At 70.8% G+C, this 23616-nt stretch carries 19 protein-coding genes; 14 read left to right on the top strand and 5 right to left on the bottom strand.

The genetic code is table 11. The features are described 5' to 3' along the window. A partial coding sequence (locus E6P78_RS21750; protein WP_206307871.1) for a transposase occupies nt 1-171 on the top strand: 171 nt, incomplete at its 5' end. A gap of 356 nt (nt 172-527) precedes the next feature. Here the strand turns inward: E6P78_RS21750 and lexA are convergent. Next, entirely contained in the window at nt 528-1322 is a 795-nt protein-coding gene (gene lexA / locus E6P78_RS21745; RefSeq protein ID WP_026171816.1) for a transcriptional repressor LexA, read from the bottom strand. 494 nt (nt 1323-1816) lie between these two features. Here lexA and nrdR point away from each other — a divergent pair, with 494 nt between their 5' ends. After that, nucleotides 1817-2329, top strand: coding sequence for a transcriptional regulator NrdR (gene nrdR, locus E6P78_RS21740; RefSeq protein ID WP_136205305.1), 513 nt, complete (start codon nt 1817-1819; stop codon nt 2327-2329). A 166-nt stretch (nt 2330-2495) separates the two neighbouring features. Beyond that, a complete protein-coding gene (locus E6P78_RS21735) occupies nt 2496-5399 on the top strand; it encodes a vitamin B12-dependent ribonucleotide reductase (protein ID WP_136205304.1) in 2904 nt (967 codons plus the stop codon). A 100-nt stretch (nt 5400-5499) separates the two neighbouring features. Here the strand turns inward: E6P78_RS21735 and E6P78_RS21730 are convergent, their stop codons facing one another. After that, complete coding sequence (locus E6P78_RS21730) at nt 5500-6036, bottom strand: TerD family protein (RefSeq protein ID WP_136205303.1); 537 nt, start codon at nt 6034-6036, stop codon at nt 5500-5502. A 191-nt stretch (nt 6037-6227) separates the two neighbouring features. Between E6P78_RS21730 and E6P78_RS21725 the strand changes: the two genes are divergently transcribed. The 4 genes from E6P78_RS21725 (at nt 6228) to E6P78_RS21710 (ending at nt 10545) form a co-directional block, all read left to right on the top strand. Then, nucleotides 6228-6833, top strand: coding sequence for a YdbC family protein (locus E6P78_RS21725; RefSeq protein WP_136205302.1), 606 nt, complete (start codon nt 6228-6230; stop codon nt 6831-6833). A gap of 90 nt (nt 6834-6923) precedes the next feature. Beyond that, on the top strand, nt 6924-7583 hold the full coding sequence (locus E6P78_RS21720) for a histidine phosphatase family protein (protein ID WP_136205301.1): 660 nt from the start codon (nt 6924-6926) through the stop codon (nt 7581-7583). 10 nt (nt 7584-7593) lie between these two features. Beyond that, nucleotides 7594-8490 (top strand): ADP-ribosylglycohydrolase family protein, encoded by an 897-nt coding sequence (locus E6P78_RS21715; RefSeq protein ID WP_136205300.1) that lies wholly within the window; start codon nt 7594-7596, stop codon nt 8488-8490. Between the two features lie 525 nt (nt 8491-9015). After that, complete coding sequence (locus E6P78_RS21710; protein WP_136205299.1) at nt 9016-10545, top strand: DUF4173 domain-containing protein; 1530 nt, start codon at nt 9016-9018, stop codon at nt 10543-10545. 385 nt (nt 10546-10930) lie between these two features. Here the strand turns inward: E6P78_RS21710 and E6P78_RS21700 are convergent, their stop codons facing one another. Next, a complete protein-coding gene (locus E6P78_RS21700) occupies nt 10931-12484 on the bottom strand; it encodes an MFS transporter (RefSeq protein WP_136205298.1) in 1554 nt (517 codons plus the stop codon). Between the two features lie 239 nt (nt 12485-12723). Between E6P78_RS21700 and E6P78_RS21695 the strand changes: the two genes are divergently transcribed. The 3 genes from E6P78_RS21695 to E6P78_RS21685 all read left to right on the top strand — a co-directional run bounded on the left by E6P78_RS21695 (nt 12724) and on the right by E6P78_RS21685 (nt 14864). Then, nucleotides 12724-13350 carry a TetR/AcrR family transcriptional regulator gene (locus E6P78_RS21695; RefSeq protein WP_136205297.1) on the top strand — a complete coding sequence of 209 codons (627 nt, stop codon included), beginning with the start codon at nt 12724-12726 and terminating at the stop codon, nt 13348-13350. Between the two features lie 125 nt (nt 13351-13475). After that, nucleotides 13476-14186 (top strand): ribonuclease HII, encoded by a 711-nt coding sequence (locus E6P78_RS21690; protein ID WP_136205296.1) that lies wholly within the window; start codon nt 13476-13478, stop codon nt 14184-14186. Between the two features lie 60 nt (nt 14187-14246). After that, entirely contained in the window at nt 14247-14864 is a 618-nt protein-coding gene (locus tag E6P78_RS21685) for a hypothetical protein (RefSeq protein ID WP_168712673.1), read from the top strand. Nucleotides 14865-14951: 87 nt separating this feature from the next. On the opposite strand, the gene E6P78_RS21680 is transcribed toward E6P78_RS21685, so the two are convergent. Beyond that, a complete protein-coding gene (locus E6P78_RS21680) occupies nt 14952-15581 on the bottom strand; it encodes a hypothetical protein (protein WP_136205294.1) in 630 nt (209 codons plus the stop codon). Between the two features lie 218 nt (nt 15582-15799). Continuing rightward, nucleotides 15800-17971, bottom strand: a complete 2172-nt coding sequence (locus E6P78_RS21675; protein ID WP_136205293.1) for a RecQ family ATP-dependent DNA helicase — start codon at nt 17969-17971, stop codon at nt 15800-15802. A 110-nt stretch (nt 17972-18081) separates the two neighbouring features. Here E6P78_RS21675 and E6P78_RS21670 point away from each other — a divergent pair, with 110 nt between their 5' ends. The 4 genes from E6P78_RS21670 to E6P78_RS21655 all read left to right on the top strand — a co-directional run bounded on the left by E6P78_RS21670 (nt 18082) and on the right by E6P78_RS21655 (nt 23337). After that, nucleotides 18082-19389: a DUF4192 domain-containing protein gene (locus tag E6P78_RS21670; RefSeq protein WP_136205292.1), complete on the top strand. Its 1308-nt coding sequence runs from the start codon at nt 18082-18084 to the stop codon at nt 19387-19389. A gap of 144 nt (nt 19390-19533) precedes the next feature. After that, nucleotides 19534-20298, top strand: a complete 765-nt coding sequence (locus E6P78_RS21665; protein WP_136205291.1) for an NUDIX domain-containing protein — start codon at nt 19534-19536, stop codon at nt 20296-20298. Nucleotides 20299-20480: 182 nt separating this feature from the next. Further along, on the top strand, nt 20481-22289 hold the full coding sequence (locus E6P78_RS21660) for an ABC transporter ATP-binding protein (protein ID WP_136205290.1): 1809 nt from the start codon (nt 20481-20483) through the stop codon (nt 22287-22289). Nucleotides 22290-22470: 181 nt separating this feature from the next. Beyond that, a complete protein-coding gene (locus E6P78_RS21655) occupies nt 22471-23337 on the top strand; it encodes a FadR/GntR family transcriptional regulator (RefSeq protein WP_276607225.1) in 867 nt (288 codons plus the stop codon). The last annotated feature ends 279 nt before the right edge of the window (nt 23338-23616 follow it).

The raw sequence follows: 23616 nt of genomic DNA, 5'->3' as shown, positions 1-23616 counted from the left end.
TCCGCGTTCCACGCCAAGGCCACCACCGCCACCCTCCGCACCCACCTGATCCACGTCCCGGCCCGCATCGCCCGCTCAGCCCGACGCATCACCCTGCACCTGCCCCACAACTGGCCCTGGCAGCAAGCCTGGACACACCTCTTCGACACCGTCCACGACCCACCCGGCTGACACGACAGCCCCTGCCCACCCCGCCCACCAGGGCCCAACCGGAACCGAAGAACGTGGAAAAGCTGGGCAAACCAGCAGATACCACCTGCCCACACTCAGCCACCCACACAGAACCAACTCAACAACCGGGCAGGAGAACATCCTCAAACCGCCTCGGCGGATCAAGGCTAAGGCCACTTAGGCCCTGTCGTCACAGCCCCGCCCGCCGCCGGATACGAGCAGCGGGCCTCGTCGCATACTAAAAGCGGGCCTCGTCGCATACGAAAAGCGGGCCCCCGGCGCATACGGAAAGCGGGCCCCGGCGCCGGCGCGAAGCCGGTCTCCGGGGCCCGCTCGTGGAGCGTGGAGCGCGGGTCTCAGACCCGGCGCAGCACCGCGACGACCTTGCCGAGGATGGTCGCCTCGTCGCCGGGGATCGGCTGGTACGCGGCGTTGTGGGGGAGGAGCCAGACGTGGCCGTCCTCCCGCTTGAAGCGCTTCACCGTGGCCTCGCCGTCCAGCATGGCGGCCACGATGTCGCCGTTCTCCGCGACGGGCTGGCGTCGCACGGTGACCCAGTCGCCGTCACAGATCGCGGCTTCGATCATCGAGTCGCCGACGACCTTCAGCACGAAGAGCTCCCCGTCACCGACCAGCTGGCGGGGGAGCGGGAAGACGTCCTCGACGGACTCCTCGGCGAGGATCGGTCCACCGGCCGCGATCCGGCCCACCAGCGGCACGTAGGAGGCGGCGGGCTTCCCGGTGGTGTCCGTCGGCTGCGTGCTCGGCTGGTCCGAGCCGCGTACCTCGTACGCGCGGGGGCGGTGCGGGTCGCGGCGCAGGAAGCCCTTGCGCTCCAGAGCCATCAGCTGATGCGCCACGGAGGAGGTGCTGGAAAGGCCCACCGCCTGACCGATCTCCCGCATCGACGGCGGATATCCTCGCCGCTGCACGGAATCCCGGATGACCTCGATCACGCGCCGCTGCCGGTCCGTGAGCCCCGAGCTGTCCGCCCGGATTCCGGGAGGTCGTCCGGGGAGCGAGCGCGCTGGACGCCCGGGCTCCGGCCCCTCCGTGTTCGTGACTGAGTCATTCATGGCATGCACCGGCTCGAGTCGGCTCTGGGAGCGGTCCTGGGCAGTGATGATGGCACTGTCTGCGGTGGTGGTCACGTCGGCGGCCCCTCTCGAATGGTCTCCCTAGCTGGACAACGGTAGTAGCTTTCGAAAGGTTGCGCCAAACACACGTTCGAGTGAAAAACGAATGAAAGTCTGCCCGGGGTTCACTGCTGGGTGTATGAGGCTGCGTATGCGCGTAACGCCGTGAGAGCCGGGCGACCGGCGGCGGCGACCCCTCGACCGTAACGTTCCGTGCCGCGCCGGCCGCGCGCGGGGGTGGCCGCCCGGTCGTCCGCCGTCCGGGCGCTTCCCGTACCCTCTTGGTCGGCCGTACGCTGCCTTCCGGCCGCCCTTCCGGTGCGACACGCTCCAGGGCCAAATGCGCGGCCAAACCCAAGATCTAGTGGTTGGATTGTTCCAGCCGCCCAGAAGTTGTGGTCCCCGTGAATCGGGGGTGCGGTCATCGCCTATGCTTGAGACCGCTTCGAGGGCCCCTCACCGGGCCTGAAGAGGCTATTCAGTCGTGCTGTGAAGGAGGGTTGGGAGCCATGCACTGCCCCTTCTGCAGGCACCCCGACAGCCGGGTCGTCGACAGTCGCACCACCGACGACGGGACCTCGATCCGCCGGCGCCGCCAGTGCCCCGACTGCTCCCGCCGTTTCACGACGGTGGAGACCTGTTCGCTCATGGTGGTCAAGCGCAGCGGCGTGACCGAGCCCTTCAGCCGCACCAAGGTCATCTCCGGGGTGCGCAAGGCGTGCCAGGGGCGGCCCGTGACCGAGGACGCCCTCGCCAAACTCGGCCAGCGGGTCGAGGAGGCGGTGCGCGCGACCGGCAGCGCCGAGCTGACCACGCACGACGTGGGCCTGGCCATCCTCGGTCCCCTGCAGGAACTCGACCTCGTCGCCTACCTGCGGTTCGCGTCCGTGTACCGGGCGTTCGACAGCCTCGAAGACTTCGAGGCCGCCATCACGGAACTCCGTGAGCGGCGGCCCTCCGCGGAAGGAAGCGGGAGCGGCGAGACCCTGGAGGTCCCCGTTCCCGCCGTCGCCGCCGACTGAGCGGCAGCCGCCGGCCGCGCCGATCCGGGGATCGGGTGCGGGCCGGCACCTGGACCTTGCTCCGGGCGACGTATGACGAGTACGGCGGCCGAAGCATCAGACACACACTGTGCCCGGGGAAGTTCTCGGCACTTCAGGGCGTTTTTGCCCACATATGGGAGGCGGCATGACAGAGACGGCGAGCGGCCCGGCACGAGGTTCCCGCACCAAGGGGACCAAGTCGACTGCGTCCAAGCAGGGCCTGCGCATCGAGCGCATCCACACCACCCCCGGCGTGCATCCGTACGACGAGGTGTCCTGGGAGCGCCGTGACGTCGTCATGACCAACTGGCGCGACGGCTCGATCAACTTCGAGCAGCGTGGCGTCGAGTTCCCCGACTTCTGGTCGGTGAACGCGGTCAACATCGTCACCAGCAAGTACTTCCGGGGCGCCGTCGGCACCCCGCAGCGTGAGACCGGTCTGCGGCAGCTGATCGACCGGATCGTCAAGACGTACCGGAAGGCCGGCGAGGACTACCACTACTTCGCCTCCCCCGCCGACGCGGAGATCTTCGAGCACGAGCTGGCGTACGCCCTCCTGCACCAGATCTTCAGCTTCAACTCGCCGGTGTGGTTCAACGTCGGCACGCCCCAGCCGCAGCAGGTCTCCGCCTGCTTCATCCTGGCCGTCGACGACTCCATGGAGTCGATCCTCGACTGGTACAAGGAAGAGGGCATGATCTTCAAGGGCGGCTCCGGCGCCGGCCTGAACCTCTCCCGTATCCGTTCCTCCAAGGAACTCCTCTCCTCCGGCGGCAACGCCTCCGGTCCCGTCTCCTTCATGCGGGGCGCCGACGCCTCCGCCGGAACGATCAAGTCCGGTGGCGCCACCCGCCGTGCGGCCAAGATGGTCATCCTCGACGTCGACCACCCCGACATCGAGAACTTCATCGAGACCAAGGTGAAGGAGGAGGAGAAGATCCGCGCCCTGCGCGACGCGGGCTTCGACATGGACCTGGGCGGCGACGACATCACGTCCGTCCAGTACCAGAACGCCAACAACTCGGTCCGGGTGAACGACGAGTTCATGAAGGCCGTCGAGTCCGGGGGGAAGTTCGGGCTGCGCGCCCGGATGACCGGCGACGTCATCGAAGAGGTCGAGGCCAAGTCCCTCTTCCGCAAGATGGCCGAGGCCGCCTGGGCCTGCGCCGACCCGGGCATCCAGTACGACGACACGATCAACCACTGGCACACCTGCCCCGAGTCGGGCCGCATCAACGGCTCGAACCCGTGCAGCGAGTACATGCACCTGGACAACACCTCGTGCAACCTCGCCTCGCTCAACCTGATGAAGTTCCTCAAGGACGACGGCAAGGGCAACCAGTCCTTCGAGTCCGAGCGCTTCGCCAAGGTCGTCGAGCTGGTCATCACCGCGATGGACATCTCCATCTGCTTCGCCGACTTCCCGACCGAGAAGATCGGCGAGAACACCCGCGCCTTCCGCCAGCTCGGCATCGGCTACGCCAACCTCGGCGCCCTGCTGATGGCGACCGGCCACGCGTACGACAGCGACGGCGGCCGCGCGCTGGCCGGCGCCATCACCTCGCTGATGACCGGCACCTCGTACAGGCGCTCCGCCGAGCTCGCCGCCGTCGTCGGCCCGTACGAGGGCTACGCCCGCAACGCCGAGCCGCACCAGCGCGTCATGAAGCAGCACGCCGACGCCAACGCCGTGGCCGTGCACGCCGACGACCTGGACAACCCGGTCTGGGCCGCCGCGACCGAGGCCTGGCAGGACGTGATCCGGCTCGGCGCGAAGAACGGTTTCCGTAACGCGCAGGCGTCGGTCATCGCTCCCACCGGCACCATCGGTCTCGCCATGTCCTGCGACACCACCGGCCTCGAACCCGACCTCGCCCTGGTCAAGTTCAAGAAGCTGGTCGGCGGCGGCTCGATGCAGATCGTCAACGGCACCGTCCCGCAGGCCCTGCGCCGCCTGGGTTACCAGGAGGAGCAGATCGAGGCGGTCGTCGCCCACATCGCCGAGCACGGCAATGTGATCGACGCCCCCGGACTGAAGGCCGAGCACTACGAGGTCTTCGACTGCGCGATGGGCGAGCGTTCCATCTCCGCGATGGGCCACGTGCGCATGATGGCGGCCATCCAGCCGTGGATCTCCGGCGCGCTCTCCAAGACGGTGAACCTGCCGGAGACGGCCACCGTCGAGGACGTCGAGGAGGTCTACTTCGAGGCGTGGAAGATGGGCGTCAAGGCGCTCGCGATCTACCGCGACAACTGCAAGGTCGGCCAGCCCCTCTCCGCGAAGACCAAGGAGAAGGAGAAGGAGGCGGTCACCGCCAAGGCCGAGGACACCATCCGTACCGCGGTCGAGAAGGTCGTCGAGTACCGCCCCGTCCGCAAGCGTCTGCCCAAGGGCCGGCCCGGCATCACCACCTCGTTCACGGTGGGCGGCGCCGAGGGCTACATGACCGCCAACTCCTACCCGGACGACGGTCTGGGCGAGGTCTTCCTGAAGATGTCCAAGCAGGGCTCGACCCTCGCGGGCATGATGGACGCCTTCTCCATCGCCGTCTCGGTCGGCCTGCAGTACGGCGTCCCGCTGGAGACTTACGTCTCGAAGTTCACCAACATGCGCTTCGAGCCGGCCGGTATGACGGACGACCCGGACGTGCGGATGGCGCAGTCGATCGTCGACTACATCTTCCGCCGCCTGGCGCTGGACTTCCTGCCCTTCGAGACCCGCTCGGCCCTCGGCATCCACTCCGCCGAGGAGCGTCAGCGCCACCTCGACACCGGTTCCTACGAGCCGACGTTCGAGGAGGAGCAGCTGGAGGCCGAGACCCTGGCCCAGTCCGCCCCGGTGCGGACGGAACCGCTGAAGGCGGTCGCCCCGGTCCAGGAGACCGAGAAGGCCGAACCGAGGACGGCGCACACCTCGGCGGAGCTCGTCGAGATGCAGCTCGGCATCAGCGCGGACGCGCCGCTCTGCTTCTCCTGCGGTACGAAGATGCAGCGCGCGGGTTCCTGCTACATCTGCGAGGGCTGCGGCTCGACCAGCGGCTGCAGCTGACCGGTGGCCCCGGTGTCCTGAGACACCACGGGTGACATGACAGCGGGTGCGGGCAGGTCTTCTCGGAAGACCTGCCCGCACCCGTTCGCCGTTCCCGGTGTCAGGCGCCGAAGGTGCGGCCCCCCATCGCCGCGGCGAACGAGTCCGGGTCACCGTCGAAGCCCCGTACCGTCTCGTGGAAGCGCCAGCCACCGGCGGCGTCCCGTACGAATTCGGCCACGACGGCCGCCGTGGCGGTGCCCACCGCGGAGAAGTCGTCCTCGGCCAGCGTCGTGTAGCCCTCGCGGATCTGCACTCGGGTGTTCTCTATGGCGCCGAACGTCTTGCGGCCGTCGCGCTGCTGGATCGCGACGCCGACGACGACCCGGCCGTAGTCGTCGGAGAGCCGGTCCAGTTCCAGCGTCATCGCCTCGTCGTAGCCCAGCCCCTGCCCCGTCCTGCTGTCGCGGTTCAGCGTGATGGTGCCGTCGGGCGCCCGGCTGTCGAAGTGCACGAGGTACGCGGGGCTGCCGTACGGCTCGTCCGCCGGGTACGTCGCCGCGATGATGTCGAGGTCGTTGGGGGCGTCGCCCTGGTCGCTGGGGTCCCACTTGATCCTCACCTCGACCTTTTCGAGGTCCTTCTTGGGAGTGCTCAACGGACTTCCCTCCTGCGCGCCGGGGCGTCGCTCCGGTTCCATCCTCCGATCATCTCCGCAACTGACCGCGGAACCAACCGGCTTGGATACGAGCGGCTGAAACGGGCCACGATCCGTCGAGAGAAGGCCGGTTCGGGCGGACTGGCCCGGAGCGTGACCCACGCCACGCCCTGCGGCCGTACGATGGCGCCGTGCTGGTCAAGTGGATTCGCTGCAGTGTGACGGACCGTCGAGGTTTCGAACGGGGGCAGCGGAAATGGGCGGGGCTGCTGGGTGAGCCGGGGTTCAGGGGGCAGGGCGGCGGCTGGAGCCGTGGCCGGCCCGAGGTGGCGCACGTCTTCGCGTTCTGGGAGAACCGGGTCTTCTACGACTCGTTCATGGCACGCGGCCACGACGCCCTGGCGGCCGCGCAGGCCGGTACGTGCAACGACATCCAGGTCAAGCTCTTCGAGTACCGCTTCGACGTGAAGACCGGGTTCGAACCCCGCTTCACGGACGCGGACGTGCTCAGGGTGGCCCACAGCCGGGTGCACGAGGACCGGGTCGAGCACTTCGCGCTCATGCAGCAGAGGGTGTGGAACCCGGCGATGGCGGGATCGCCGGGGATGCTGCGGGGCATATTCGGCGAGGCGCCGGGACACGAGTTCCTGGTCCTGTCGATGTGGCAGTCCAGTGCCGAGCGCGGTAAGTACCGGCCGGGCAGCGTGGACCGGCTCTCGCAGCGCGCGGAGACCGAACAGGACGTGGCCGCGCTCGCCGGAGACGTGGTGCAACTCGAACCGTCCTGGACGGTGTGACGGCCGGGGGAGCGGGGTAGCAGCGGCGACATGCACCGACGATTTCCGGACAACTGCTCGAACGGTGGCAACTCGATCTAGGGTCGATGCATGGCACGACCGCAACGCATCGTTCTTGTCCGGCACGGGGAGTCCGAGGGCAACGCCGACGACACCGTGTACGAGCGCGAACCCGACCACGCGCTGGGACTCACCCCCGCGGGGGTCCGGCAGGCCCGCGAGACGGGGGTGCGGCTGCGCGAGCTGTTCGGCCCGGAGCGCGTCAGCGTGTACGTCTCCCCCTACCGGCGCACCCACGAGACGTTCGCCGCCCTCGGCCTGGACGCCGGGCGCGTACGGGTCCGCGAGGAGCCGCGGCTGCGCGAACAGGACTGGGGCAACTGGCAGGACCGCGACGACGTCAGGCTGCAGAAGGCCTACCGGGACGCCTACGGGCACTTCTTCTACCGCTTCGCGCAGGGCGAGTCCGGGGCGGACGTGTACGACCGGGTCGGCGCGTTTCTGGAGAGCCTGCACCGCAGCTTCGAGGCCCCCGACCACCCGCCGAACGTCCTGCTGGTCACGCACGGACTGACCATGCGGCTGTTCTGCATGCGCTGGTTCCACTGGTCCGTGGCCGAATTCGAATCGCTTTCCAACCCCGGAAACGGGGAATCGCGGACGCTGGTGCTCGGCCAGGACGGGCGGTACACGCTCGACCGGCCCTTCGTGCGCTGGCGTACCCCTGAGCCGTACGGCATCACCGGATAGAGTGGAAACGATGACCGAATCCGCTTCCGACCAGCGCGTCGAACGCGCCCTCGCCAGCCTTCGCGGCCTGTCCGTGGGAGACGCCCTGGGCTCCCAGTTCTTCGTGCCCGCCAACTATCCGCTCCTCAAGGACCGCGCCCTGCCCCCCGGGCCGTGGCAGTGGACCGACGACACGGAAATGGCCTGTTCCGTCCTGGCCGTGCTCCGCGACCACGGCCGTATCGACCAGGACGCCCTCGCCCACTCTTTCGCGGAGCACCACGATTTCGACCGGGGGTACGGCCCCGCCGTGAACCGGCTGCTCCGCCTCGTGCGCGAGGGCGGGGACTGGCGGGAGCTGGCCTCCTCGCTGTTCAGTGGCCAGGGCTCGTGGGGCAACGGCTCGTCGATGCGCATCGCGCCGCTCGGCGCCTGGTACGCGGACGACCCCGAGCAGGCCACGCACCAGGCCGAGATCTCCTCGTACACCACGCACCAGCACCGGGAAGCCGTCGTGGGTGCGATGGCCGTGGCGGCGGCCGCCGCGCTCGCGGCCTCGCCGGCCGGGCCTCCCGCCCCGGCGGACCTGCTGGACGGTGTCGTCGCGCTCGTCCCGCGCAGCGCGGTCGGCGCCGGGCTGCGGCGCGCCCGCGACATGCTGGACTACGAGGACGCGGGCACCGTGGCGGCGGTCCTCGGCAACGGGCGCCGTACCAGCGCGCACGACACCGTCCCGTTCGCCCTGTGGTCGGCTGCACGCAGCCTCGGTGACTTCGAGCAGGCCTTCTGGGTGACCGCGCAGGCCGGCGGCGACGTCGACACCACCTGCGCGATCGTCGGTGGAGTGGTCGCGGCGAGCCCCGCGGGGGCTCCGCCGGAGGACTGGACGGCGCAGACGGAAGAGCTGCCGCACTGGTCGACGCGGTAGCCGCACGCCCGCCCCGACTGTCACGGTCCTGCCACAGCAGGGCCTCGCACAACTGACAGTCGTGACACGGGGCTACTCTTTCGGCCACGCCGCCCTCGGTGATCATGACGACGGGTGCGCACCGAATGAGACGCCGGGGGGCCGCGCGCCGCCCAGGGCTCGCGTGAGCGGACCCCGGTGGGGAGGGGTTTCGTGTCCGAAAAACCATCAGATCCAGCTCGGCCCTAGCCTGCACCGGCCGCATCCGCAGCGCCCCGGCCCACGCCGGACGCGTCCGGGCCGGCGTCGCCGGAAGGCGGGGAGCCCGCAAAGGCCTCCGAGACATCCGCGACAGAGGCCGAGCAGACGGACGGGCGGATACCCGCGCCCGCCGCGGCACCGGCAGCGGCGGGCCCCGCGGCACACGACACGGGGCAGGGCGCCGTCCCGGAGCCGCCGAAGATCCCGGCCTACGCGCAGCGACGGCCCGGACAGCCCCGCCCGACCAACCCGTGGGGCAAGCCGCAGCCCTCGGCGGTCTCGCGCCTGCGCACGGCGGAGCCGGGCCCCGTCCACACCGGCACCCTCTGGGCGGTCCTCGCCACCGCACTGCTCAGCACGGTTCTGCTGGGTGACGGCATCGGTCTGAACGTGCTCATCGTCGCGCTGCCCGCGGCGACCGGGGCGTACATCGCCGCGCGGGCGGCCGGCCGCCGGCTGCGCCCCTGGAGCGCCGTGTGGGGGATCAGCGGACTGGCGCTGCTGGTCGTCCCAGCGCTCCGGGACGCGGGATGGCCGACGTTCCTCGCTCTCGTGTCCGCTCTGGCGCTCGGCTCGCTGGCGCTGCACGGCAGCCGCAGCTGGCTCGGCGTGTTCCTCGGCTCGTTGGGCCTGTTCACCTCCGTCTTCGCATCGGTGGGCTGGGGCGTCCGGGGTGTGCGCGAGCGCATGTCGGGGTCCCGGGGCCGTTTCGGCGTCGTCTTCCGGTCCGCGGCCGTGGCCGTCGTACTGCTCATCGTCTTCGGCGCGCTCTTCGCGAGCGCCGACGCGGCCTTCGCCGACCTCCTCGGCAACCTGACCCCCGATGTGTCGGTCGGCGACAGCCCGTGGCGGATCTTCCTGGGCGCGCTCGGCCTCGTCGGCGCCCTCGCCGCCGCGTACACCGCCGCCGCCCCGGTCCGCTGGGACAGGGCGACCGTACGTCCGGGCAAGGCCCGCGGACGGCTGGAATGGGCCCTGCCGCTGGTCGTCCTGAACCTGCTCTTCGCCGCCTTCCTCGCCATTCAGCTCACGGTGCTGCTCGGCGGATACGACAAGGTGATGGCCGAGACGGACCTCAGCTACTCCGAGTACGCCCGTCAGGGCTTCTGGCAGCTGCTCTGGGCCACGGTGCTCACGCTCGGGGTCATCGCACTCGCCCTGCGCTGGGCCCCTCGCGGCGGTGCCCGCGACCGCAAGCTCGTACGCGGAGTGCTCGGCACCCTGTGCCTGCTCACGCTGGTCGTGGTGGCCTCCGCCCTGCGGCGCATGGATCTCTACGTCGACGCGTACGGCCTGACCCGGCTGCGCATCTCGGTGGCCGCGGTGGAACTGTGGCTCGGCGTGGTCCTCGTACTGATCATGGCGGCCGGGGTGTTCGGCCCCAGGCTGCTGCCGCGCGCCGTCGCGGCGAGCGCGGCCGTCGGCGTACTGGCCTTCGGGCTGGCCTCGCCCGACGGTCTGATCGCCGAACAGAACGTCCAGCGCTACCGCAACGATCACTCGATCGACATCGATTACCTCAAGGGTCTGTCGGCCGATGCCGTACCCGCCCTCGCCACCCTGCCGGAACCCCTGCGCTCCTGTGCGCTGGCGGACATCCAGCGGGCACTGCGGGTCTCGGACGAGCCCTGGTATGCGACGAGCTGGGGGGAGAAGCGGGCCCGGGACATCCTCGGCGACTGGGACCCCGGCTACCGCGCACTCGAATGCCGGGGCCTGGGATCGGGCGACAACGGCGACGAACGCGGCAGCGGATCGGGCAACAACGGCGACGAACACGGCAGCGGGGCGGACGACCCCTACGACCCGTACTGATCCGTCCCGTACGCGCCTCGCGTCACCGGCCTTCCCCGCGTCACCGGCTTTTCGCGCGGCAACACCGCACATGCGGGGAACGCCGGCCGTGCGGGGAACGCCGCATGTGCGGGCCTTCCTCACGGGGACGGCCCGCAGTCGGCATCGCGTCCGCGTGACGGCCGCACGCTGGGCCCTGTCGTCACATTCCCGTCTGCCGGGCGGCGCCATGCACGCACTCTTGCCGCACCGGGCCCAGACCCAAGTACATCCAGTACGAGGGTCTGGGCCCGGCACGCCGAGGAGTGGGGTCTCCCCTGTTCCGAGCGAAGCCGAGAACTTGGGGAAGCACCTGACGCCGCGCGGCCCGCCCTCCGGGCGAACGACGGGAATTTGATGACAGGTTCTAGGCTGCCGGCCCGCCGGCGGCGGCCTTGCCGCTCAGCGCGTCCAGGTCGCGCCTGCGTACCCGGATGACCAGCAGCGCGGTCAGCAGGGCGAGGGCTGCCATGGCCACCGCCGCGAGGAACGCGGTCGATATGCCCTCGGCGAGCACCGCATGGCCCCAGCTCCCGGGCAGTTCCCGCACCTTGGCGAACTGCGCCTTCTGCTCGGGCGAGGCCTGCGCCAGGAACTTCGGCACCTGCTTCTCGGCCTCCGAGCGGCTGGCCGAGCCGAAGACCGTGACCAGAATGGACAGGCCCAGCGAACCGCCCACCTGCTGGCTGGCGTTGAGCAGGCTGGAGGCGGCACCGGCCTCGTGCTGCGCGACTCCGGAGACCGCCGTCAGGGTGAGCGTCACGAAGTTCAGCCCCATGCCGAAGCCGAACACGAGCATCGGGCCGAGGACCCCGGCCGGGTAGGAGCTGTCGGAGGAGATGAACGTGAGCCAGAACACTCCGATGCCGGCGAGCGCCGAACCCGTGACCATGAACGGCTTCGGCCCCAGTATCGGAAGGAACCGCTGGGAGAGCCCCGCTCCCATGATGATCGCGACGGTCACCGGCAGGAAGGCCAGGCCGGACTCGATGGGGCTGTAGGCCAGGACGTTCTGCACGAACAGCACGATGAAGAAGAACATGCCGAACATGGCGGCGGCCAGGCTGAGCATGATGACGTACGTACCCGAGCGGTTGCGGTCGGCGAACATCCGCAGGGGCGTGATCGGCTCCTTGGCCTTCATCTCGACGAGTACGAAGGCGGCGAGCAGAATCACCGCGGCACCGAACGACGCCAGGGTGAGCGAGTCCCGCCAGCCCTCCTCGGACGCCCGGATGAACCCGTACACCAGCGAGGCCATGCCGAGCGTCGAGGTCAGAGCACCGGATATGTCGAAGCGGCCCGGATGCCTCTCGGACTCGTTGATGTACATCGGAGCCAGGACGGCGACCAGAACACCGATCGGCACGTTGACGAAGAAGACCCAGCGCCAGTCGAGCCATTCGGTGAGCATCCCGCCCGCCAGCAGGCCGATCGCGCCGCCGCCCGCGGAGACCGCGGCGAAGACACCGAAGGCGCGGTTGCGTTCGGGGCCTTCGGGGAAGGTGGTGGTGATCAGCGCGAGCGAGGTCGGTGAGGCGATGGCGCCGCCGATGCCCTGGAGCGCGCGGGCGGTGAGCAACTGCCAGGGCTCCTGGGCGAATCCACCCAGGAGCGAGGCGAGGGTGAAGATCAGGATGCCGGCCATGAACACGCGGCGGCGGCCGAGGATGTCCCCGGCTCGGCCGCCGAGCAGTAGCAGGCCGCCGAAGGTGAGCGTGTAGGCGCTGAGGACCCAGGACAGATCCGTGGTCGAGAAACGCAGGGCTTCCTGGACGTGCGGGAGTGCGATGTTGACGATTGTGGAGTCGAGCACAACCATCAACTGGGAGGCGGCGATGACGGCCAGGGCGATCCCCGGTCGGCCCTGCCGGCGTGCCGCGCCCGGCGAGCTTCGTACGTCTAACTGAGAGGTGGTCACTGAAGATCCCCCACAAGCGAGTTAGTGAACGGTTCCGTTCACTGTGCCGTCAACGTTAATAAGTCCCCCCAGTGAACGCAAGCGTTCACTCGGTCATTCCTTGCCGGTTCCGCCCGGAGCCGTCGTCCCGGCCGGGAACCGCTCGGTTCCGTGCCGCCCGCCGCCCCTCAGTACCTGTGGACTTCCGACCCCGGCAGGTTCGCAGGGGCGAACCCCACCTCTTCGATGGAGAGAAGCACATGGCTACTTCGCGATCGGCTGCCGCCGCCCGGCAACCGGTGGTGTCCCTTCGCCGCCGGGGGTCCGTGTTGGAACGCGCGATCCTCGAAGCGGCGCTGGAAGCGCTCAGTACGGTCGGCTGGAACGGGCTGACGATGGAAGGGGTCGCCGCCGGTGCGCAGACGGGCAAGGCCGCGATCTACCGCCGTTGGTCCTCCAAGGAGGAGCTGGTCGCCGAGGCGCTGCGCAGCGCGTTGCCGGCGCTGGGCCGGGCGCCCGACTCGGGAAACCTTCGCGACGATCTCTACCAACTGTGCCGCGCCATGCGCGACGCGATGCTCTCCACGTCGGGCTCCGCCCTGCGCTCGGTCATTCACGAATGCGACGTAGGTGCGGCGGAACGCTTCCAGTCGGTGATCCTCAACGGCGTGATCCGGCCCTCGACCGATCTCATCAGGGAAGTGGTGAGCCGGGGGGTCGAACGCGGCGAGGTGCGCGCCGGCGCCCTTCGGGAACTGGCCTTCGACGTCATCCCCGCGATGATGATGTACCGCACCAAGGTGTGCGGCAGCGAGTGGGACGACGAGGAGATCGAGGCGCTGATCGACCAGGTCGCGGTCCCCTTCTTCCGCTCCGACGCCCCCTGAGGGCGCCCTCTGCCGTCTGAAGCGGCCCGCACCGGCGTCACGGGCGCCCACGACGCCGGCGCGGGCGGCCGAGGGGCGCCCCGGGGTGTTCCTGGCGTTCCCTTCGGCGTACGCTGACAGACGCCATGCCGTACGAACCACCCACGCACACCGTCGAGCGCTCACTGCGCGCCACCACCGGTGCCAAGACCGTCGCCGGTGTCGACGAGGTCGGACGCGGAGCGTGGGCGGGGCCCGTCACCGTGTGCGCAGCGGTCACCGGGCTTCGCAGGCCTCCCGCCGGACTCACCGACTCCAAGCTGATCAGCCCGAAGCGCCGCGCGGAACTCGCGCCGCTGCTGGAGAGCTGGGTCACCGCGTACGGGCTCGGCGACGCCTCGCCGCAGGAGATCGACGAACTCGGGATGACCGCCGCGCTCCGGCTCGCCGCCGTGCGCGCCCTGGAGGCGCTGCCGGTCCGCCCCGACGCGGTGATCCTGGACGGCAAGCACGACTACCTGGGCAGCCCCTGGCAGGTCCGCACGGTCATCAAGGGCGACCAGTCCTGCGTGGCGGTGGCGGCGGCCTCGGTGATCGCAAAGGTCCGCCGGGACGCCATGATGGCCGAACTCGGGGCGGAGACCGGTGAGTACGCGGAATTCGCGTTCGACGCCAATGCCGGTTACCCGTCCCCCGTGCACAGGGCCGCACTCGAGGAACGTGGGCCCACCGCCCACCACCGTCTCTCGTGGTCCTATCTCGACGCGCTGCCCAGGTGGCAGCACCTGAAGAAGATCCGTTTCTCCGCCGAGGCGGCCGCACTGGAAAGCGGGGGCCAGCTCGGCTTCGACTTCTGATCGCGCATATGTGCCCACCCGCCGATGCCCGACGCGTCGGCGTTTGATAGACAACCACCCATGCCTCTCATCCCCGAGGAGCCTCAGATTCACGAGAGCGCCCAGGGTCCCCGCGCCACTCCGGCCACCGGCCGCGCCGCGTCGACCCCTCGTCCCGTACCCGGGCCGCGTACAGCGGCCATGCCGCGCCCCGGTCGTCCGGGTCCCGGCCCGCGGCCTGCGCCCCCGGCGCAGCGCCAGCACTCCACCTCCGGCCGTCCCCAGGCGGCGCGGCCGGAGAATCGTTCCGCACCGCAGCTCCAGGTGATCCCGGCATCGGCCGACGGCGCACTCGACGCCGCCGACGAGGCAGTGGACCTGCTGCTCGACTCGGGCCGCGCGCCCGGCGACATCCTGGTGCTGACCACGGGTGGCCAGCACCCGTGGGCGACGCACGAACTGTCCTTCGGCGAGGCCGCCTACTGGGCCCAGCTCGAGGCGGGCGACGACGTCTTCTTCGCCGCTGCCGCCGCCGCGGACCGGGTCAAGCCCCGGCCCGTGGTGATCGTCGCGGTCAACGGCCCGGTCGACGACGTGGCCACGCGTGCGCTGACCGCGGCCCGCGAGCATGCCGGCGCGCTGCTGATCGTCTGCGGCGACCCGCAGCGGATCAACACCGCGCTCGGCGCGGGTGTCTGAGCCGCAGCGCAAACCGGTCCCTGGTGACCGGCTGCCCGGCCTGCGGTGACCCGGCTGCCCGCGAGGGCGGCCGGGTCCGGGGCATGCTCAGCGAGCGGCGGAGCGGTGCAGTGCCTGCGCCGCACCGCCGCCGGTACGCGACGGAACCTGATCGAGGTCCAGCGCGGTGTCGGCGAGTGCGGAGGGCTGCGAGGTGGAATTCGGGCGACGGCCGCCCCGGCCCTCGCCCAGCACCTGCCAGCCGCCACGGGTCAGCGTGATGTACGCGCCGCACCGCAGGCCGTGCAGCGTGCAGGCGTCGCGCAGCCCCCACATCCACGCCCCGTCCTCCTCCGTCCAACGCTCGTCCCCCTCACGGCAGTAGAGCAGCACCGCGGTGCGGACGGGAGTGCGGCGGCGCAGATCGTGCGGGATGACCCGGCGCAGGTGCGCCAGCAGCGAGTTCCGGAATTCCCAGCCGTCCGCCGTCACCGAGCGACGGGCGAACGAGGCGCTGGCCGTCAGGCGCTCCTCGTGGTCCAGCACGGCGACCACGGCGGTGGCCGGTGTCGGCCGGTGCCTGGCGTGCAGCCCGCTGACCACCTCACGCGGGCTGCGCAGCAGTGGTATGCCCGCCGCCGCCCACTCGGCCGGTTCGAGCGTTCTGGCCAGGCGGTTGGCGGAGTCGGCGGCTGTCGACATCGAAGTGGCTGCGGACGGAGCGAATCCGAAGGTCACGGTCCTCCCTTCGCATACGCGCCCACGATGCGGGCAGGGTCGGGTGAGGGCGCGCCGCGGCACAGCCCTTTCGGGCCCGCGAAAGGACCGTGCGGGGAGCGAGTCCAATTCTTCCTGGCGTATCGGCAGGCGGCAACGAGCAATTGACGAGGCTGACGGTAATCAGCCGGAATGACACGGATATACCTGCCCAGTCCGGCCCCGGCTGACGCCCCCTGTCACGCCTGAACGGCGAGGACCAGCGGAAACACCGCCTGCGCCCCGGCCCGCCGCAACAGCCTGGCCGCCACGGCGAGCGTCCAGCCCGTGTCCGACAGATCGTCCACCAGCAGCACGGGCCCGCCTGCCGACGCGAGGGCCTCGGCGAGCTCGGGTTCCACGACCAGCCTCTCGTGCAGGGCCCGGACCCGCTGGGCGCTGTTGGTCTGCGAGATCCGGACGTCCTCGGCGCCCGGAGCATGGCCGACGCGTCCCAGCAGCGGCATCCGTCCCACCTCGGCGATGTGCCTGCCGAGGGATTCGATGAGCTGCGGTCTGCGCTGCGAGGCCACGGTGACGACGCCGACCGGCCGCGGCACCGCATCGACGGCACCCGGCGCCCAGCCACCCGGCCCCCGGGCCCAGTCGGCCAGCACGGTCACCACCGCGGCGGCCACATCGTCCGGCACCGGACCGTCGGACGCCTGCGCCGCCAGCATCGGACGCAGCCTGTTGCCCCACCCGATGTCGGAGAGCCGGCCCAGCGCCCGGCCCGTCCCGGAAGCCTCTCCCGCCGGAATCCGGCCCTTGAGATCGACACCGACCGCCGCGAGACCGGTCGGCCACATCTTGCGCGGCTCCACCTCCACACCCGGCCTGCCGAGCTCACCCTTCGCGGTGTCCAGCGCGGCGTCGGAGACCCCCTCGTCGAACCGCGCGCCGGCACAGTTGTCGCAGCGCCCGCACGCGGTCGCGTCCTCGTCGTCCAGCTGACGGCGCAGGAACTCCATCCGGCAGCCGTCCGTCGTCGCGTAGTCACGCATCGCCTGCTGCTCGGCCGCCCGCTGCCGGGCCACCCAGGCATAGCGCTCGGCGTCGTAGACCCAGGGCTCACCCGTCGCGGTCCAGCCCCCCTTCACCCGCCGGACCGCCCCGTCGACGTCGAGCACCTTGAGCATGGTCTCCAGCCGTGTGCGCCGCAGGTCGACCAGGGGCTCCAGAGCGGGCAACGACAGCGGCCGGCCGGCCTGAGCGAGCGCGTCGATGGTGCGCCGGACCTGCTCCTCCGGCGGGAAGGCGACCGACGCGAAGTACTGCCAGATGGCTTCGTCCTCCTTGCCCGGCAGGAGCAGCACCTCGGCATGCTCGACACCACGGCCCGCGCGGCCCACCTGCTGGTAGTAGGCGATGGGGGAGGAGGGCGACCCCAGGTGTACGACGAAGCCGAGATCGGGCTTGTCGAAGCCCATGCCGAGCGCGGAGGTCGCCACCAGCGCCTTGACCCGGTTGGCCAGCAGATCGTCCTCCGCCTGCTGCCGCTCGGCGTTCTCCGTACGGCCGGTGTACGACGCCACGGTGTGTCCGCACTGGCGGAGGTAGGTGGTGACCTCTTCGGCGGCGGCCACCGTCAGGGTGTAGATGATCCCCGAGCCCGGGAGCTCCTTGAGATGGTCACCGAGCCATGCCAGCCGGTGCGCGGCGTTGGGCAATCGCAGCACGCCGAGGCTCAGGCTCTCGCGATCCAGCGGACCCCGCAGGACGAGCGCGTCCGTACCGGCGCCGGTGCCCAGCTGCTCCGCCACGTCGGCGGTCACGCGGGCGTTCGCCGTGGCGGTGGTCGCGAGCACCGGGACGCCGGCGGGCAGATCGGCGAGCATCGTGCGCAGACGCCGGTAATCGGGGCGGAAGTCGTGGCCCCAGTCGGAGATGCAGTGCGCCTCGTCGACGACGAGCAGCCCGGTCGCCGCGGCGAGCCGGGGCAGCACCTGGTCACGGAAATCCGGATTGTTCAGCCGCTCGGGGCTGACCAGCAGCACATCGACCTCACCGGCGGCCACTTCGGCCTGGATGGTGTCCCACTCCTCCGTGTTGGACGAATTGATCGTGCGCGCGCTGATGCCGGCCCTGGCCGCCGCCGTGACCTGGTTGCGCATCAGTGCCAGCAGCGGCGAGACGATGACGGTCGGCCCGCTGCCCCGGGCGCGGAGCAGTGAGGTCGCGACGAAGTACACGGCGGACTTGCCCCACCCGGTCCGCTGGACGACCAGCGCTCTGCGCCTGTCCGCGACGAGCGCCTCGATGGCCCGCCACTGGTCCTCGCGCAGCCGGGCGGTGCCGGAGATGTCACCGACGAGTCGGGCCAGTACGGAATCGGCCGAAGCCCTGAGCTCTGCGCGGTCTGCGTTGGTCATGCCCCCATGCAACCCGATGGGTCCGACAACCGCGAATGACCAGTCACTCTCTGTGGATAAGTTATCCACAGGGGGTGGCGGGAATCGGTTGACCGCGAGACGGTCATGCCATGAACAAGCACCACGAATCCACCGGCCCGTCCGACGAACAGCAGATCACCCTGCGAGGCCCGGCCGAGCTGGCCGACGCCCTCCCGTATCTCATGGGTTTCCATCCGAACGACAGCGTGGTCATGGTCGCCCTGCACGGCGGCCGGGGCCGGTTCGGAGGGCGACTCAGGCTCGGCATCCCGCAGGCCGCGCAGGAGTGGCCATCGGTGGCCGAGCAACTCGCCGAATGCCTCATCAAGGGAAGCGAACGGCGCGGCGGACGGCCCGACGCCATCGTCATCTTCCTCTGCCAGGACCCGGCCGACGGAGAGACGGGCAACCAGACGATGGAACGGCTGAGGCCGTTCGCCCAGCGGCTGCGTACGGCCTGCGGCGCACTGGATGTGCCCGTGCTCGAAGCGCTCTGCATCTCCGACAACCGCTACTGGTCCTACGTCTGCCCCGACGCCCGCTGCTGCCCGGCCGAGGGCAACCCGCTGGCCATGCCCGGGACTTCCGTGATGGCGGCGGCGGCCACCTATGCCGGCATCCAGGTGCGCGGGTCGCTGCGCGAGATGGAGGCGAGGCTCACACCGCTCACCCGAACGGTCGGCGAGGGCCAGCAGAGTGCCCTGGACGCGGCGGGGAGCGCGATGGTGCCCAAGCTGCTCGACCAGGAGGGCCGCAAGGAGGTCGGCAGTGCCACGCTGAAGCTCGCCCGTCGGCTCATGGACCGCCTCGGGCAGGCGCCGGCGGCAGCGCCCTCGCTGGCGGACATCAACGACGACCGCCTGATCGGCGACGAGGAGGCCGCGTCGGTGATCCTCGGCCTCCAGGACCGGGAGACCCGCGACAGGGCCGCGGAATGGATGGAAGGGCCCGAGGCGGACCTCGCGTTGAGGCTGTGGCGGGCGCTGGCCCGTCGCTGCGTTGCCCCGTACGAGGAACACGCCGCGGCCCCGCTCACCCTGGCGGGGTGGGTCTCCTGGTCAACCGGTGACGAACCTGCCGCGCGCGTCGCACTGGGGCTCGCCCTGCGGCTCGATCCGGGCTACACCTTCGCCCAGCTTCTGCACGAGGCCTGCAACCAGGGCCTCGACCCCGAGACGCTCCGGCGCTGCCTGCGCGGTGAGCGCAGCACCCGGATGGCCCGGCACGGCCGGCGTACGGAACGGGTCGCGGGGGCCCGTCCGGTACGTGTGCGGCCGGCCGGGCGTGCCCGCGCACGTACCGGCTCCACGCGGCCGGGCACAGGTGGGACGCCGGGCCGACGCCGGGCGGGCCGCCCCGGCGTCCAGGGCCGCCGAGGGACCAGGACCGGCCGTTGATCCGCGTGCGGCGCCGGCCTCCGGCGCCGCACGCCGAGGCGGGACGCGTTCGCGCCCTTGGAGCCCGCGGGCAGGTTGCGCAAGCTGGTGAAGAGACCCGAGGAAGGGAGTGTTTATCGTCAGGAAGACGACTATGATCACGGCATGCCGCCCTACGACCCGTCGACCTTTCCGCCATTCGCCGTCACCGTCGACCTGGTCGTGCTCACCGTGCGACGGCACGCGCTCTGTGCACTGGTGGTACGCCGAGGCGAGACCCCGTTCCAGGGCAGGTGGGCCCTGCCCGGCGGCTTCGTCAAGGCCGACGAGGATCTTGGAGCCGCGGCGGCACGGGAACTCGTCGAGGAGACCGGCCTGTGCGCACAGGACCCGGCCGCCCCGGCCGTCGGCAACGGCGCCCATCTCGAACAGCTCGCCACCTACGGGGACCCGGCGCGCGATCCGCGGATGAGGGTCGTCAGCGTCGCCCATCTCGCGCTGGCCCCCGATCTGCCCGCTCCCAGGGCGGGCGGCGACGCGAACAGCGCGCGGTGGGCGCCGGTCGAGGACCTGCTCGGCCCGGAGGGCGGCTACGGCCCGGACGGCGAGCACCAGGCCTCGCTGGCCTTCGATCACGCCAAGATCCTCGCCGACGGAGTGGAGCGGGCCCGCTCCAAGATCGAGTACTCCTCGCTGGCCACCGCCTTCTGTCCACCCGCCTTCACGGTCGGCGAACTGCGCCGCGTGTACGAAGCGGTGTGGGGGGTGGTGCTCGACCCGAGGAACTTCCACCGCAAGGTGACGGGCACGCCGGGCTTCCTGGTGCCCGCCGGCGGTACGACCACCAGGCAGGGGGGCCGGCCCGCCCAGCTGTTCAGGTCCGGCGCGGCGACGGTGCTCAACCCGCCGATGCTGAGGCCCGAGGTCTGACGGGCGGCAGTAGCAGGGGGGCAGCCGGGGGCGGACCCACCTGTGCGACTGCGTACGCGACATCCGAGCGCCATGCGCCCTGCGCTACGCAAAAAGTCCTATATATCGGGTTATCGTGCTGCGGTACTCACTCGCCGCCGGGCGGCCTCGCCTTTGCCGTCCCATCCCCTGCGAGAGAAGCGATGCTCCAGGCCATCGGACTCACCAGCACCCGCTCCCGTGGACACGCGCCCGCCGTGGACGACCTCACGTTCGACGCGGAGCCCGGCTGCGTCACCGCGCTTCTGGGAGCGCCGGGTTCCGGTAAGACTGCGGCCCTGCGGCTGATGCTCGAACTCGATCCGGGCCGGGGGATCACCTACTTCCGGGGGCGCCCGCTGCACCGCGTCCCGCGCCCGGCGGGAGAGGTGGGCGTGGTGCTGGGAGACGTGCCGGGGCATCCCGCCCGGACCGCTCGCGGGCAGCTGCGCATGCTCTGCGCCGCGGCCGGAGTGTCGGCCTCCAGGGCGGACGAACTGCTCGACGTGGCGGGGCTGGCCGGTCTTGGCGACCAGCGCATCGGTGCGCTCTCCCTCGGCATGGACCGCCGGCTGGCGCTCGCCTGCGCGCTGCTCGGTGACCCGCACACGCTCCTCCTGGACGATCCCGCGGATGGGTTGGCACCGCGGGAGGCCGACTGGCTGCACGGCATGCTGCGTTCCCACGCCGAGCGGGGCGGAACCGTCCTGTTCACCACCAGCGACCCGAAGGAGGCCGCGCGCTCGTCCGGTCATGTGGTGACCATCGATGGCGGGCGCCTGGTCGCCGACCAGGACGGTGCGGCCTTCTCGCGTACCCGCCTGCGGCCCCGCGTCGCCGTCCGCTCCCCGCACGCCGCCCGCCTCGGCGCGATCGTGAGCCGGGAGGCACGGGCCGCCCGGCGGTCCGTCGAAGTCGTCACCGAGGCCGGCAGTCGGCTCTCCGTGTACGGCAGCAGCTGTGCGGAGGTCGGTGACGCGGCGTTCCGCCACGGGCTCCCCGTCCACCAGCTCGCCGACGAGGTCGGTGACACGGGCCCCGTCGGCGGGTCCGCCGGCTCTCCGGCCCAGGGGGGCGACCTCCCGGCCGATGCCGACGCCGAGAGATCCGGGGGCGCCGCGCCCGGCGCCGCGTCGCACCCCGTCGCACCCGGTGCGCGCGGCGAACTGCCGCCTCCGATCAGGCGGCGCCCGGCCCGTGGACCGCTGCGGCCGCTGCGCTACGAACTGCACCGCTTGTTCGGTGTGCGGACCACGGCGGTGGTCATGGCGGTCGTCCTGGCCGCCTCCGTCGGGCTCTCCGTGCTGTTGGCCCGCGACGGCCGTGCCACGCTGCCCGACGTACTCGCCGCCTGGCCCTCGCTGCTGCCGCTCCCGCCCGCCGCGCTCGGGGCAGGACTGCTCGGTGCGCTGTCCTTCGGCGACGAGTTCCGTTATCCGGCGCTCGCCGCAGGCCGGGGCACGGTGCCCCGCCGACTCGGACTGCTCCTTGCCAAGCTGGCCGTGTCCGGGGGCGTCGCGCTCCTGCTGGCACTGATCGTCGTGCTCGCCTCGGCGTCGGCCCTTCGTGTCGTGTACGGCGGGGACTTGTTCCACGTCCCGGCGAATGCGAATGCGGTCTCCCTGGCCGCGGGTTGGTCCGGCCTGACCGTCGGGTGCGCCTGGGCCGGGCTGCTGGCCGCGGGCATCTTCCGCGTGACGGCCGCCGGGATCGCCGCCGTACTCGCCGTACCCGTACTGATGGTGCCGCTGGTCGAGCGGATGCCCAAGGCGTCGACCGTGCGTTCGATGACCGGGCTTCCGGGTCGACTGCGGGAACTGGCCTGGCTGCAGTGGCCGCAGGAGGCGGACCGATGGTTGCTGGCCGCGGTGCGGGTCGTGGCGCATCCCGTGGGGGCGGCCCTGGCCCTGTCGTTGTCGGTTCTCATCTGCGCGTATTTGTTCACCAGCCTCCGAGGGAGGGTCCGTTGGTGATCACCGAGCGTGCCGGGACGCCAGGGTCCTCGTAACTCCTTTTTGAAATGCCCGGTTTATACCAGTAAGGCGTCAATTGAGGGGCAGGTGCCGATCACCCTTTCGTGTGCTTTTCAGCAAAGACCTCAAGGGGCGGCTGAGACCCGCCGACAAAGGATGCGTGAGTACCCTTGCGCACACCATGATGACCACCGCCCGCTCCGCCGATTCCGGCCTCGCCGGCCCGGGCGAACTCGACCGTTACCCCTACGCGGAGGCGCCGGCCGGCGAGCGCGCCGCCGTGCGTTCCTGGGACGGTCCCGACGCCGAGCTCGGCCGGGTGGGCCGACGGGGATCGGCCAGCCGTGGCCGTGGGCTGCACGGCCAACTTGTTCAGCAGCTGGGACAGATGATCGTTTCCGGTGACCTCGGTGCGGACCGCCCTCTGGTTCCGGAGGAGATCGGCCAGCGCTTCGAGGTTTCCAGGACCGTCGTGCGGGAATCCCTCCGCGTGCTCGAGGCCAAGGGGCTGGTCAGTGCCCGCCCCAACGTGGGCACGCGGGTACGGCCGGTCAGTGACTGGAATCTGCTCGATCCCGACATCATTGAATGGCGTGCCTTCGGTCCGCAGCGCGACGACCAGCGTCGTGAGCTGGGCGATCTCCGCTGGACGATCGAACCTCTCGCCGCGCGCCTGGCCGCCGGTCACGGGCGCGAGGACCTCCAGCAGCGCCTTGTTGACATGGTCGAGATCATGGGGCACGCGCTCGGGCAGGGCGACATGATCACATGTGCCCGCGCCGACGCGGAGTTCCACTCCCTGCTCATCCAGGCCGCGGGCAACCGCATGCTGGAGCACCTTTCCGGAATCGTCTCCGCCGCATTGCAGGTCTCCGGGGGACCGGCCACCGCTTGTGACCGACCCAGCGACGCATCCGTCGCCCTGCACGCGCGCATTGCCGACGCCCTGGCGTCCGGTGACTCCGCGGGCGCCGAGGCGGCCATGCGCCAGTTGCTGGTGGGCCACCACGAGGTGGAACGAGTGGTGCCGGCGCCGCGCGAGCACTGACCGCGGCACGGGCAGGGTGTACGCGCCACATGCCGCCGGACCCCGGTGGTCCGGCGGCACAGGGACGGAGAGATGTCGCCTTGGTCGTGTTCATCGCAAATGGGGTGTGACTCGGGCCACGCGGAACGGACGTAACACTCTTCGAGACAGCGCGATGACTTAAGAGGTGACCGTCGCAGAAGGAATACAGCAGCCGTTCAGGGCGCTGTGCAGTTCTGAGGCCTAGCCCGCGCCGTCGGTGCATTCCCCGCCCGGCGGTCGTCGGTTCCAGCCCTCTTT

This window comes from Streptomyces sp. A0958, assembly GCF_004795035.1.
GTDB lineage: Bacteria > Actinomycetota > Actinomycetes > Streptomycetales > Streptomycetaceae > Streptomyces.
Note: the sequence above shows the minus strand (reverse complement) of the source record. Positions and strands in the feature narration are given on the sequence as shown.

Bases quoted from the DNA above. Each gene is read 5' to 3' on its own strand.
- E6P78_RS21715 (WP_136205300.1), top strand. From the start codon at position 7,594: ATGACCGAATCCGCTTCCGACCAGCGCGTCGAACGCGCCCTCGCCAGC.
- E6P78_RS21660 (WP_136205290.1), top strand. From the start codon at position 20,481: ATGCTCCAGGCCATCGGACTCACCAGCACCCGCTCCCGTGGACACGCG.
- E6P78_RS21675 (WP_136205293.1), bottom strand. From the start codon at position 17,971: ATGACCAACGCAGACCGCGCAGAGCTCAGGGCTTCGGCCGATTCCGTA.
- E6P78_RS21695 (WP_136205297.1), top strand. From the start codon at position 12,724: ATGGCTACTTCGCGATCGGCTGCCGCCGCCCGGCAACCGGTGGTGTCC.
- E6P78_RS21670 (WP_136205292.1), top strand. From the start codon at position 18,082: ATGAACAAGCACCACGAATCCACCGGCCCGTCCGACGAACAGCAGATC.
- E6P78_RS21655 (WP_276607225.1), top strand. From the start codon at position 22,471: ATGATGACCACCGCCCGCTCCGCCGATTCCGGCCTCGCCGGCCCGGGC.
- E6P78_RS21685 (WP_168712673.1), top strand. From the start codon at position 14,247: ATGCCTCTCATCCCCGAGGAGCCTCAGATTCACGAGAGCGCCCAGGGT.
- nrdR (WP_136205305.1), top strand. From the start codon at position 1,817: ATGCACTGCCCCTTCTGCAGGCACCCCGACAGCCGGGTCGTCGACAGT.
- E6P78_RS21720 (WP_136205301.1), top strand. From the start codon at position 6,924: ATGGCACGACCGCAACGCATCGTTCTTGTCCGGCACGGGGAGTCCGAG.
- E6P78_RS21735 (WP_136205304.1), top strand. From the start codon at position 2,496: ATGACAGAGACGGCGAGCGGCCCGGCACGAGGTTCCCGCACCAAGGGG.
- E6P78_RS21690 (WP_136205296.1), top strand. From the start codon at position 13,476: ATGCCGTACGAACCACCCACGCACACCGTCGAGCGCTCACTGCGCGCC.
- E6P78_RS21665 (WP_136205291.1), top strand. From the start codon at position 19,534: ATGCCGCCCTACGACCCGTCGACCTTTCCGCCATTCGCCGTCACCGTC.